This window comes from Methylobacterium ajmalii (genome assembly GCF_036448855.1).
GTDB classification, from domain to species: domain Bacteria; phylum Pseudomonadota; class Alphaproteobacteria; order Rhizobiales; family Beijerinckiaceae; genus Methylobacterium; species Methylobacterium ajmalii.
Genome location: NZ_JAZFXT010000046.1, coordinates 91,160 through 102,578, shown reverse-complemented (window position 1 = coordinate 102,578; position 11,419 = coordinate 91,160). Strand labels below are relative to the sequence as shown.

General features: G+C 70.4%; 8 protein-coding genes. 5 read left to right on the top strand and 3 right to left on the bottom strand.

What is annotated here, in order from left to right:
- Nucleotides 1-139: 139 nt before the first annotated feature.
- From V3T34_RS19880 to V3T34_RS19865, 4 genes are all read left to right on the top strand, one after another.
- Nucleotides 140-1,933, top strand: a complete 1,794-nt coding sequence (locus tag V3T34_RS19880; RefSeq protein ID WP_305077578.1) for a peptide ABC transporter substrate-binding protein — start codon at nt 140-142, stop codon at nt 1,931-1,933.
- 10 nt (nt 1,934-1,943) lie between these two features.
- A complete protein-coding gene (locus V3T34_RS19875) occupies nt 1,944-2,903 on the top strand; it encodes an ABC transporter permease (protein ID WP_060846339.1) in 960 nt (319 codons plus the stop codon).
- Complete coding sequence (locus V3T34_RS19870) at nt 2,869-3,798, top strand: ABC transporter permease (RefSeq protein ID WP_060846340.1); 930 nt, start codon at nt 2,869-2,871, stop codon at nt 3,796-3,798. The genes V3T34_RS19875 and V3T34_RS19870 overlap by 35 nt, the downstream gene beginning before the upstream one ends.
- Before the next feature lie 187 nt (nt 3,799-3,985).
- Nucleotides 3,986-5,836, top strand: a complete 1,851-nt coding sequence (locus V3T34_RS19865) for an ABC transporter ATP-binding protein (RefSeq protein ID WP_331369266.1) — start codon at nt 3,986-3,988, stop codon at nt 5,834-5,836.
- Nucleotides 5,837-5,856: 20 nt separating this feature from the next.
- Here V3T34_RS19865 and V3T34_RS19860 read toward each other — a convergent pair whose 3' ends face one another.
- From V3T34_RS19860 to V3T34_RS19850, 3 genes are read right to left on the bottom strand one after another with little or no spacing between them, the layout of a single operon-like run.
- Entirely contained in the window at nt 5,857-8,205 is a 2,349-nt protein-coding gene (locus tag V3T34_RS19860) for a TonB-dependent receptor family protein (protein ID WP_305077580.1), read from the bottom strand.
- A 57-nt stretch (nt 8,206-8,262) separates the two neighbouring features.
- The gene (locus V3T34_RS19855) at nt 8,263-9,663 is read right to left on the bottom strand and encodes a PepSY-associated TM helix domain-containing protein (RefSeq protein WP_305077581.1); all 1,401 of its coding nucleotides are present in this window, start codon (nt 9,661-9,663) and stop codon (nt 8,263-8,265) included.
- Nucleotides 9,664-9,710: 47 nt separating this feature from the next.
- Nucleotides 9,711-10,073, bottom strand: a complete 363-nt coding sequence (locus V3T34_RS19850) for a hypothetical protein (protein ID WP_060846343.1) — start codon at nt 10,071-10,073, stop codon at nt 9,711-9,713.
- A 394-nt stretch (nt 10,074-10,467) separates the two neighbouring features.
- Between V3T34_RS19850 and V3T34_RS19845 the strand changes: the two genes are divergently transcribed.
- Complete coding sequence (locus tag V3T34_RS19845) at nt 10,468-10,965, top strand: hypothetical protein (protein ID WP_305077582.1); 498 nt, start codon at nt 10,468-10,470, stop codon at nt 10,963-10,965.
- The last annotated feature ends 454 nt before the right edge of the window (nt 10,966-11,419 follow it).

The window sequence follows — 11,419 nt, the reverse complement described above, 5'->3', positions numbered from 1 at the left end:
TGCCGCTTCGGAGCCCCGGTGGGTCTAACGGACCAACCGTCGAATGCCCTGGGGCAAAGGTTTTCAGTGGCTTGCGGACGGGGGCGGCGGGCGCGATGCTGCCTGTCAGTTTCTAGGCCAGCCAGAAGGGTGATCGTCCATGATCGAGCAGGACCTGCGCGCGCTGATCGGCGAGGTAAAGGACGGCAGCCTGTCGCGGCGCAGCTTCGTCGGCCGGATGCTGGCCCTCGGCCTCACCGCCCCGATGGCCGGGATGATGCTCGCTCAGAACGGCGTCGCCTTCGCGGCGAGCCCCTTGCGCGACGCCTACAAGCCGACGAAGGCCGGCGGCGGCGGGCCGCTGAAGCTGCTGTTCTGGCAGGCCGCCACCCTGATCAACCCGCATTTCGCGGTCGGCACCAAGGACCAGGAGGGCTCGCGCATCTTCTACGAGCCGCTGGCGGCCTGGGACGCCGACGGCAACCTCTTCCCGATCCTGGCCGCCGAGATCCCCTCGAAGGAGAATGGCGGCGTGGCGGCCGACGGCTACTCGGTCACCTGGAAACTGAAGCCGAACGTGAAGTGGCACGACGGCAAGCCCTTCACCGCCGACGACGTGGTGTTCACCGCCGAGTACGCCGCCAACCCGGCCACCGCCGCGGTGACCGGCGGCAGCTACATGAACGTCAAGGTCACGAAGGTCGATGACCTGACGGTGAAGCTCACCTTCAAGGAGCCGACCCCGTTCTGGGCCGATGCGTTCGTATCGAGCGCCGGGATGATCATCCCCAAGCACGTCTTCGCGGATTACAACGGCGACAAGTCCCGCGATGCGCCCGCCAACCTCGCGCCGGTCGGCACCGGCCCCTACAAGTTCGGCGAGTTCCGCCCCGGCGACATCCTGCGCGGCGTGCGCAACCCGGACTACCACGTCCCGAACCGGCCGTTCTTCGACTCGATCGAGATGAAGGGCGGCGGCGACGCGGTCTCGGCCGCCCGCGCCGTGCTCCAGACCGGCGAGTACGACTATGCCTGGAACATGCAGGTCGAGGACGAGATCCTCAAGCGGCTCGAGGCCGAGGGCAAGGGCCGGGTCAAGATGGATTACGGCGGCAACCTCGAATTCCTGCTGCTCAACGCCACCGATCCGAACACCGAGGTCGACGGCGAGCGCGCCTCGCTCAAGACCAAGCACCCGGCCTTCTCGGATCCGGCGGTGCGCAAGGCGATGAACCTGCTCGTCAACCGGGCGGCGATCCAGCAATTCATCTACGGCCGCACCGGCCGGGCCACCGCCAACGTGTTCAACGGCCCGGCGCCCTTCGTGTCGAAGGGCACCTCCTTCGCCTTCGAGCCCGACAAGGCGGCGCAGATCCTCGAGGACGCCGGCTGGAAGAAGGGCGGCGACGGCATCCGCGCCAAGGACGGCAAGAAGCTCAAATTCGTCTTCCAGACCTCGATCAACGCGCCGCGCCAAAAGACCCAGGCGATCATCAAGCAGGCCGCCCAGAAGGCCGGCATCGACATGGAGCTGAAGTCGGTTCCAGGGTCGGTGTTCTTTTCCTCGGATGTCGCAAACCCGGACACCTATCCGCATTTCTATGCCGACATGGAGATGTATACCTGGAACATGACGCAGGCCGATCCGGCGGTGTTCGCGCTCCAGTACGTTTCCTGGGAGGCCGCCACCAAGGCCAACAAGTGGCAGGGCCGCAACATCTGCCGGATGCAGAACCCGGACGTCGACGCCGCCTACAAGGCCGCGCAAAGCGAACTCGACCTCGTCAAGCGGGCCGCCCTGTTCGTCAAGATGAACGACCTGGTGGTGGCCGACTACGTCCTGCCGCTTCTCCACCGCGCCCAGGTCTCGGCGATCAACGGCAAGCTCGAGGCGCCGGCGAGCGGGTGGGACAACTCGCTGGCCTTCCTGGCCGAGTGGTACAAGCAGGCGTAACGAACCCCCGATGGGAGCCTATCTCCTCCGCCGCCTGCTGATCGCGATCCCGAGCCTGCTCGGGATCAGCCTCATCCTGTTCACCGTCCTGGCGCTCGCGCCCGGCGACCCGTTCGGGGAGCTGGCCACCAACCCCAACGTGCCGCCGGAGGTGCGCGAGGCCCTGCGGCTGAAATTCGGCCTCGATGACCCGATCCTGGTGCGCTACCTGCACTGGCTGACGGCGATGCTCCAGGGCGACTGGGGCTTCTCCTTCGCCAGCCGGGTCGACGTCGACGACCTGATCCTGCAACGCCTGCCCACGACCCTGTTCGTGGTCGGCTCGTCGCAGGTGCTGGCGCTGCTGATCGCCGTGCCGGTCGGCATCCTGGCGGCGATCCGGCCCTACTCGGTCTTCGACCAGGTGGCGAACACGCTCGCCTTCATCGGCTTCTCGCTGCCGACCTTCTTCACCGGTCTGCTGTTCATCCTGCTCTTCAGCCTGACGCTGGACTGGCTGCCCTTCGTCTACCAGGCCGACATCTCGGCCACCGGCTGGCGCTGGGCCTGGGAGCACGTCCGGCAGGCGATCATGCCGGTCTGCGTGCTGGGCTTCTTCCAGGCAGCCTCCTACACCCGCTACGTCCGCGCCTCGGTGCTCGACGTGGCCCGCCTCGACTACGTCACCACCGCCCGGGCCAAGGGCCTGTCGGACGGCACCGTCACGGTCCGGCACATCGCCCGCAACGCGCTGATCCCGGTCGTGACGCTCGTGGCGCTCCAGATCCCGGCGGTGTTCGGCGGCGCCATCGTCACCGAGCAGATCTTCCGGATCCCCGGAATCGGCTCCCTCCTCATCAACGCGATGCTCGCCAACGACACGCCGGTGGTGATGGCCGTCACCTTCGTGTTCGCCTGCCTCGTCGTCCTGTTCAACCTCGTCGCGGACCTCCTCTATGGCTGGCTCGACCCTCGCATCTCCTACCGCTGAGGCGGCCGCCCCGGCGCCGCCGGCGGTCTCGGGGCGGGACACCTGGCGGCGCTTCCGCCGCCACCGCCTCGCGGTCGTCAGCGTCGGGGTGCTGGGCTTCCTGGTGCTGGCGGTCGTCCTCGGCGGCTGGGTCTGGCCGGTGGCGATCGACGAGATCGACTTCGCGGCGACACTCCAGGGCCCGTCCTGGGCCCATCCTCTCGGCACCGACGACCTCGGCCAGGATCTCCTGGCCCGCATGATCTATGGCGGGCGGATCTCGCTGGCGGTGGGGTTTGCCGCGATGATCGTCGCGACCGTCGTCGGCGTCGTGGTCGGCGCGCTCGCCGGCATGTCGCGGCGCTTCCTCGACCCGTTCCTGATGTGGCTGACCGACCTGTTCCTGTCACTGCCGCAGCTGCCGCTGCTGCTGCTCATCATCTACCTCTTCCGGGACCAGCTGAAGCAGGCCTTCGGGGTCGAGGGCGGCGTCTTCGTGATGATCGTCGCGGTGATCGGCGGCCTGCGCTGGATGCCGGTGGCGCGCCTCGTGCGGGCGCAGTTCCTGAGCCTGCGCGAGAAGGAGTTCGTCGAGGCCGCGCGCTCTCAAGGAGCCACCGCCTGGCACCTCGTCACCCGCCACATCCTGCCGAACGCCATCGGCCCGGTGATCGTCGCGGCGACGATCGAGGTCTCGTCCGCGATCATCGCCGAATCGACCCTGTCGTTTCTCGGTCTCGGCTTCCCGCCCGACATCCCGACCTGGGGCCGGCTCCTCTACGACGCCAAGGACCACCTCGACGTGGCGCCGCACTGGGCGCTGTTTCCGGGCGCCGCGATCTTCCTGACCGTCCTGTCGATCAACTTCATCGGCGACGGCTTGCGCGACGCGCTCGATCCGCGGCGGGTGTTGTGACGGCAGGCTTCGCCTGGATTCCCACCCTGGACCTCATCCTGAGGTGCTGGGCGATCGCAGATCGCGCAGCCTCGAAGGAGGCCTCCAGATCCCTCGGAGACCACTGGAGGTCTCCTTCGAGGCTCGCTCCGCTCGCACCTCAGGATGAGGTCGCGGGTGGGAGAGTGTGTGAGCAGGGTAGCCCACGATGACCACCCCGATCCTCTCGGTCCAGGACCTCACCGTCGCGTTCCGCTCCGAGCAGGCCTGGCGCCCGGTGGTGCACGGCGTCTCGTTCGACATCGGCCCCAAGGAGACCGTCGCCCTCGTGGGCGAATCGGGCTCCGGCAAGAGCGTCACGGCGATGTCGATCATGCGGCTCACGCCCCGCGACGCGACCCGCACCGGCGGCCGGGTGCTGCTCGAGGGCCGCGACCTCCTGCGCCTTCCCGACGCCGAGATGCGGCGCATCCGCGGCGACGACGTCGCGATGATCTTCCAGGAGCCGATGACGAGCCTGAACCCGGTGCTCACCGTCGGCTTCCAGATCGGCGAGGCGCTGCGGCTCCACCGCGGCATGTCGCATGGAGAGGCCGAGGCCGAGACCGTGCGGCTGTTCGACAAGGTCCGCATCCCGGCCGCCGCCTCGCGGGTGCACGATTACCCGCACCGCTTCTCCGGCGGCATGCGCCAGCGGGTGATGATCGCGATGGCGCTCGCCTGCCGGCCCAAGCTCCTCATCGCCGACGAGCCGACGACGGCGCTCGACGTGACGATCCAGGCCCAGATCCTCGACCTCATCAAGCTCCTCCAGGAGGAGGAAGGGATGTCGGTCCTGTTCATCACCCACGACATGGGGGTGGTGGCCGAGATCGCCGACCGCACCGTGGTGATGGTCGACGGCCGCGCCGTCGAGACGGGGGCCACCGAGCAGATCTTCCGCCGCCCGGCCCATCCCTACAGCCGGGCGCTCCTCGCCGCCGTGCCCCGCCTCGGGGCGATGCAGGGCACCACCCGCCCGGCCCGGTTCGAGATCGTCGACCGCGCCACCGGCGAGCTGGAGGCGGCTCCGCCGCTTCCCGACACCGTGCGCGAGGGCGAGCGCCCGGTGCTGGAGGTGAAGGGGCTCACCACCCGCTTCGACATCCGCGGCGGCCTGCTCTCGCGGGTGCGCGGCCGGGTCCACGCGGTCGAGGACGTGTCCTTCGCGGTGCGGGCGGGCGAGACCCTGGCCCTCGTCGGCGAATCGGGCTGCGGCAAGTCCACCACCGGCCGCTCGGTGCTGCGGCTGATCGAGCCGGTCGCCGGCTCGGTCCTCCTCGACGGCGAGGACGTGCTCGGCCTGTCTCCCGCCGCCCTGCGTGCCTGCCGCCGGCGGATGCAGATGATCTTCCAGGACCCCTTCGCCAGCCTTGATCCGCGGATGAGCGTGGGGGCGGCCATCGCCGAGCCGCTGCTGATCAACCGTCTCTGCTCGCGCGCGCAGGCGCGTGCGCGCGCCGCCGACCTCCTGCGCCGGGTCGGCCTCAAGCCCGAGATGGCGAGCCGCTTCCCGCACGAATTCTCCGGCGGCCAGCGCCAGCGCATCTGCATCGCCCGCACGCTGGCGCTGGAACCCCGGCTGATCGTGGCCGACGAGTCGGTCTCGGCCCTCGACGTCTCGGTGAAGGCGCAGGTGGTGAACCTGATGCTCGACCTGCAGGCTGCGCTGGGTCTGGCCTACCTGTTCATCTCGCACGACATGGCGGTGGTGGAGCGCGTCAGCCACCGGGTCGCCGTGATGTATCTCGGCGAGATCGTCGAGATCGGCCCCCGGGCGGCGATCTTCGGCGCACCCCAGCACCCCTATACGAAGAAGCTGATGGCCGCCGTGCCGGTGCCCGATCCGGGCCGGCGCCGCCAGCTCCACGCCGTGCGCAGCGACGAGATCAAGAGCCCGATCCGCCCGGTCGACTACGTGCCGCCCGAGCGGATCTACCGCGAGGTCTCGCCCGGCCACGTCGTCCAGGTCTGGGGCCCCGAATGGGAGGCCCCGGGCGCCATGGCGGCGGTGGCCTGACGCCCGGGTCGCACCGGGCGTCAGAACGCCAGCTTCATCCCGCCGACGACGCTGCGCGGCGCTCCGGCGAAGATCGAGCCGGTGGTGGTGGCGAGCACCCCCGCCCCGTTCTGCAGCCCGGTCGCCGCGCTGATCGAGTTCGCCAGCGGCTGGGCCGAGGCGATATAGGTCGTGTCGAGGATGTTGCGCACCTCGACGTAGAGGCTGAGGCGCTTGGCGTAGGACCCGACGAGATCGGTGTCGTAGTGGACGTTGGCGTTGAGGAGCGCGTAGCCCGGCGCCTTCAGCTGGTTGGCGTTGTCGAGGAAGAAGCCGTCCTGGTAGACCGCCTCGACGAAGGCGCCGAGCCCTTTCAGCGGCCCCGTCGGCTGGTCGTAACCGATCCGGGCGAGGAGCTGGTGGGCCGGCACCCCCGGGATCAGGCGCCCGGCCCGGTCGAACCGCGCCGTCAGGCTGCCGGCGCTCAGCTGCTCGACGTAGCGGGTATAGAACTGGTCGTTGAGGCCGTAGGCGGCGGTGGCCCGCCAGCCGGGCGAGAACGCCCACTCGGCCCCCGCCTCGATGCCGCGATGCTCGGAGGCCGGGGCGTTGAAGGTGTAGCTCAGGAGGCCCGCCCCCGGCGATTGGGTGACGAACTCGTTGCGAAAGAACTCGTAGAAGCCGGTCAGGCTGAGGCGCAGCTCCGGCAGCGGCGACCAGTCGACCCCGAGGTCGAATCCGAGGTTGGTCTGGGTGCGCAGGTCGGTGTTGTTGCCCGGCACGCCGGCCGGGGTGACGAAGAGCTGGCTCGCCGCCGGGGTGGCGTAGCCGGTGGCGACCCGCCCGCGGAAGGCCAGGGTGTCGTCGGGCCGGTAGACCAGCGCCAGTTCCGGCGCGACGTTGAGGAAGCTGCGGTCGATGTCGGCCGCCATCCGGGTCGTGCCGGCGGCCGAGTAGGCGTAGGTCAGGGTGCGGCCGGTGAGCCAGGTGTTCTCGGCCGAGACGCCGAGCACGCCGGTCCACCGCTCCGACAGCGCGACCTCGGCCCGCGCCCGGCCGCCGAGATTCGACTGCGCCGCCTCCTGGTTGCTCGCGAGCGCGCCGAGGCGCGGCCCGAGATAGGGCGCCCGGTTGAACAGCGAGATGTGGTTGTCGATGGCGCTGTAGGAGAGCGCCGCGTAGCCCACCGTCGGCAGGCCGAACACTTCGCCGCGATGGGTGATGTCCGACAGGACGTTGTAGGACGGATAGCTGCCGCGCGAGGAGGTCGTGTAGAATGGCTGGTTGAAGTTGCGCTCGTCGAAGCCGACCTGCGTGCGCCAGGTCGTATTTGCGTCGATGTCGTGCTCCCAGCGCGCCGCGATGATCGTGCGCCGGTCGTTGCGGCCGAAGGCCCCCTCGGAGGCCGTCACCGGCACGGTGGCGCCGAAGGCGCCGTTCTGCAGGAGGTTGACGGTGGTGCAGCCGGGCGCCGCCGTGGCGGCGCTGGTGCAGCCGCGCTGGTAGGGGTTGATCCGGTACTGCGCCAGGGACGAGCGGGCGGGAAGGTCGGCCTCGAGCGTGTTGTTGATCACCTTGAGGGTGAAGCGGTTGTCCGGGCTGGGCGTGTAGCTCGCCAGGAGGTTCACCGTCTGGGTGTCGGCGCTGGAGTGGTCCTGATAGCCGCTGCTGCGAAAATCGCTGGCGAACAGGCTGACCTCGTAGGGCCCGCTCACGCCCCCGACCGTGAAGTAGTTGCTCAGCGTGCCGAAGCTGCCCGCATCGATCCCGACCTCGTAGCCGTCGATCTCGCGCCCGGTGCGGGTGCGGAACGCGATCGCCCCGCCGGTGGCGTAGTTGCCGAACAGGGACGATTGCGGCCCGCGGAAGACGTCGATGCGCGAATAGGCCCGCGGATCGGTGATGTCGAAGCGCGAGGCGCCGTCGGGCTGGGTGACGACGAAGCCGTCCTCCAGGACCACCATGTTCTTGATCACGCCGGTCGAGCGGGCGTTGTTGCCGCGGATCGACACCACCACGTCGCGCGGTCCGTTGCCCCGGCGCACGGTGACGCCGGGACTGTTGACGAGCACCTGCGCGACGCTAGTCGCCGGCCGGTTGGCGATCACGCCCTGCCGCCCGATGGCGGTCACGACCTCGCCGACCGGGCGCTCGATCACGCTCGGGGCGGAGCCCGGCGGCGCCGCGACCCCGAAGGCCGGTCTCGCGACCTGACCTGGACCCGGACTTGGACTCGAACCTGGCACCGGCGCCGCACCCGCGACCGAGATCTCGTCGAGGGCGATGGTCTCCTGGGCGGCGGCGGCATGGGAATGGGCGGTCGTCGGGACGGCGGCGAGCAGGAAGGCGAGCGCGCGGGGGCGCAGGCCGGCACCGGGACGGGACGGCATGGACGGGATCTCAACGAAACGGGTGCGGGAGCGCGGCGCGGTCGCGCCGGCGTCGGATCAGGCGGCGGCGGGGTGCCGGAGGGTGCGGCGCAGGCCGGCGATCGCGGCGTCGAGGACGATCATCGCCAGGATCGCCAGCCCGGTCAGGGGGAAGACGATCCCGAGCGCGACGACGATCCCGGTGACCCCGGCGACGACCCGTCGGTCCCCGGGCCAGGGCGGCACGCCGAGGCGCCCGGCGGGGCGGCGCTTCCACCACATCACCGCGGCGCTCACCGCGAGCAGGAGCGTGGCGAGGCAGAAGGCCAGCATCAGGAGCTGGTTGACCCGCCCCGCGAACTCGCCCTTGTGCAGCCCGATCCCGTACTGGATGCCCCGCCCGACGAGGCCGATATCGCGAAACCGCACGTCGACCAGCGGCTTGCCGCTATACTGGTCGAGGGTGATCATCCGCTGGCGCGTGACGTCGCGCGGATAGGCGGCGGCCGCGTAGACCCCGGTCGGGCCCTCCGGCAGGGCGAGCTCGTAGCCTGCCGGCATCCCGAGCCCGGTCACGATCTCGATCGCCCGGTCGATGCCGATCGGGACCCCGTCCTGTGCAGGGGAGCGCGGCAGCGGCGCGTCCTCCAGCGCCCAGCCCGTCGTGTCGAGGACCTCGCCCATCGGCACCGCCGAGACCGGCACCCCGGCCCAGAGCGCATCGGGCTGGCCGAGCCCGGCCCGATTCGAGATCGCCCGGACCTGGTCGCCCCACAGGATCGACCACGGCAGGCCGGTCGCGGCGAGGAAGAACAGGCCCGCCCCGGCGACGAAGCCCGTGACCGCGTGCAGGTCGCGCCACCACACCCGCCGCCGCGGCGTGCCGCGTACGCTGACGACCCCACCGCCCTGCCCGCGCGGCCACCACAGGTAGATCCCGCTCAGGACCAGGATCACCGTGAAGCCGGCCACGACCTCGATCAGCGCGTTCGCCACCGGGCCGAAATACGCGAGGCTGTGCAGCCGGCGCACCACCATCATCGCCTCGGCGTCGCGCCCCACCCGGTCGAGCACCGCGCCGTCATAGGGGTCGAGGTAGACGAGCGTCCTGCCCTGCGGCCCGGCCATCGTGACGACCGCCGCCCGGTCGGGGGCGTCCGGGCTCGCATAGGTCTTGGGCGCGGCATCCGGCACCGCCTCGGCAGCGATGAAGACCAGCCGTTCGGGCGAGAGCGGCGGCGTCGCCCGCACCGCCACCACCGTCCGGTAGGAGAACAGCGTGCGGTTGATCTCGTCCTTGAACAGGTAGACCGAGCCGGTGACCGACAGGAGGATCAGGAACGGCAGGCAGAGGAGGCCGGCGTAGAAGTGCCAGCGCCAGACCGCGCGATGGAGCGCGTCGCGCAAGGGCGCGCTCGGACGAGGCACGCCGCGCGGGGGCGCTCGCCCCGTGACCGGGGCGGCGGAGGAAACGGACATGGGGCAGGAATCCGGACAGGCTGCGATCGATGGCGACGACGGATCGATCAGGCCTGCGGCGGTCCCCTCGGGCTGGCGGCGCGGTCGGGCGGGGCCCGGACCGGGTTCTCGTCGGCGGCGGGCGGGACGCGGACGGGCGGAGGCAGGCCGTCCCAGGCGAACCCGAACGCCAGCAGGACCGGGACCGCGAGGGCGACGTGGTGGGCCGCGACGCAGCAGGCCAGGGCGCAGCGGATGCCGGTCTGCGGGGAGCCGTCCGCCGCATCGTGCTGGCAGATCACGGCCCCCGGGGCGGCCACCGCCGGGGTCGGGGCGAGCGCGCCGAGCAGGACGTGCAGGCACAGCGCGTAGAGCGCGACCACCGCGATGGTCGCGCGGACGATCGGCCGTTGTGGCGAAGCCCTGCGCATGAGGGTCGGTTAGGCCCTGCAGCCCCGGGGCGTCAATGGCGAAGGTCGGACCGGGCGTGGATTTCGGGATGCAGGGGCATGCCGGGCGTGGCAGGCGTCGGCGCATCGGTTCCGGTGCGGCAGGATTTCCGGCGTTACGGGCGTCGTCTCCTCCCGGTTCGACACCTTCTTCGTCACGGGTTCCGGCTTTCCGAGCGCCGTCGAGGTGCTGTTCATCAGTCGTTGGGGCACGATTGGTCCGCTCGTGATCGACCCAGTTCTACCGATCCAAGCCCCTTCCCCTGCGGCTTTTGGCTATAACAATCCTCGAGATTAATCCACGATTAACCATGATCTGCGACGCTCCCGGGCATCATCGCGGGGTGACCCGGCTTGGGACGACGGGACGGACGTCATGGGGATCGATTTCTTCGCCAGCGAACGCGCGGCTCGGCGGGGCGACCTCGAGAACGGCGCGACGCCGGAAGTCCATCCGCACCTCGCGATCCTCGTCCGGTCGGTCGTCGAGCGGACCGCGCGGGACGGCCTGTCGCCGGTCGATGCCGGCGCCCCGCCCCGGGACTGGGACCGGCTGATCGCCCATGTGCGGGCTGCGGCCGACGAGGCCGAAGCGACCGAGGCGGAGATCCGGCGACGCCAGGCCCAGGCCCGGAGCCTGCTGCGCAGCGCACACAGAAGGCTCGATGAGGCGCAACTCTACATCGTGGCGGCTGAGGACCGGGCACAGGCAGCCCAGAGCCGCGCCGCCGCCCTGATTGCGGCCGCCGAGGAGCGGGCGCACCAGGCTGAGGACGCGGCTCGCAGCGCCCTGGCTTGGCTGCAGCGCACGGACCGCCCCGAGACGGCCGCTACCGCCTCCCCGCCGGTCCTCCGGGCCCGTCGCCCCGGCTGAGCCGACGAGGCGTCGGCCCGCCACGCATCGCGCGGCATGACAGGGTGTGCCGTTCATGAGGATCGCCGACGCGCGAACCCTCCTCCTCTGTGGGGGAGGAATGGAGCCCGCGTCAGAATGGTTTGGGAGAGGGGCGGCGCGCCGCTCCTTCCGAGGACACGCTTCGGAACAATTCAGTCTGATTGCGAAGCGGCGTCCGTCCCCTCTCCACTCCCAGTAAGAGTGATTCGCCCCCCTGCGGGGCTGCCTCCCCCGCAGGGGGTGAGGGTTGATGCACGGCGGCCGTCGCGGCCGCGCACGTGCAGCTTTCCGTGTCGCGTATTATGGGCAGGCCGATATCTCGTCCGCCCGAACCCTCGTCTCGTCGCGGATCTGGCGCGCAGTCCGTTCAGAGCCTGTTTGGCTTGAGCAGGAAGTTTTTTTCCTACTCTAGACCTCATCCTGAGGTGTCAGT

What these genes read in the sequence shown, in the direction of transcription:
- V3T34_RS19860 (WP_305077580.1), bottom strand. Translation starts at nt 8,205, where the DNA reads ATGCCGTCCCGTCCCGGTGCCGGCCTGCGCCCCCGCGCGCTCGCCTTC.
- V3T34_RS19865 (WP_331369266.1), top strand. Translation starts at nt 3,986, where the DNA reads ATGACCACCCCGATCCTCTCGGTCCAGGACCTCACCGTCGCGTTCCGC.
- V3T34_RS19875 (WP_060846339.1), top strand. Translation starts at nt 1,944, where the DNA reads ATGGGAGCCTATCTCCTCCGCCGCCTGCTGATCGCGATCCCGAGCCTG.
- V3T34_RS19870 (WP_060846340.1), top strand. Translation starts at nt 2,869, where the DNA reads ATGGCTGGCTCGACCCTCGCATCTCCTACCGCTGAGGCGGCCGCCCCG.
- V3T34_RS19845 (WP_305077582.1), top strand. Translation starts at nt 10,468, where the DNA reads ATGGGGATCGATTTCTTCGCCAGCGAACGCGCGGCTCGGCGGGGCGAC.
- V3T34_RS19850 (WP_060846343.1), bottom strand. Translation starts at nt 10,073, where the DNA reads ATGCGCAGGGCTTCGCCACAACGGCCGATCGTCCGCGCGACCATCGCG.
- V3T34_RS19880 (WP_305077578.1), top strand. Translation starts at nt 140, where the DNA reads ATGATCGAGCAGGACCTGCGCGCGCTGATCGGCGAGGTAAAGGACGGC.
- V3T34_RS19855 (WP_305077581.1), bottom strand. Translation starts at nt 9,663, where the DNA reads ATGTCCGTTTCCTCCGCCGCCCCGGTCACGGGGCGAGCGCCCCCGCGC.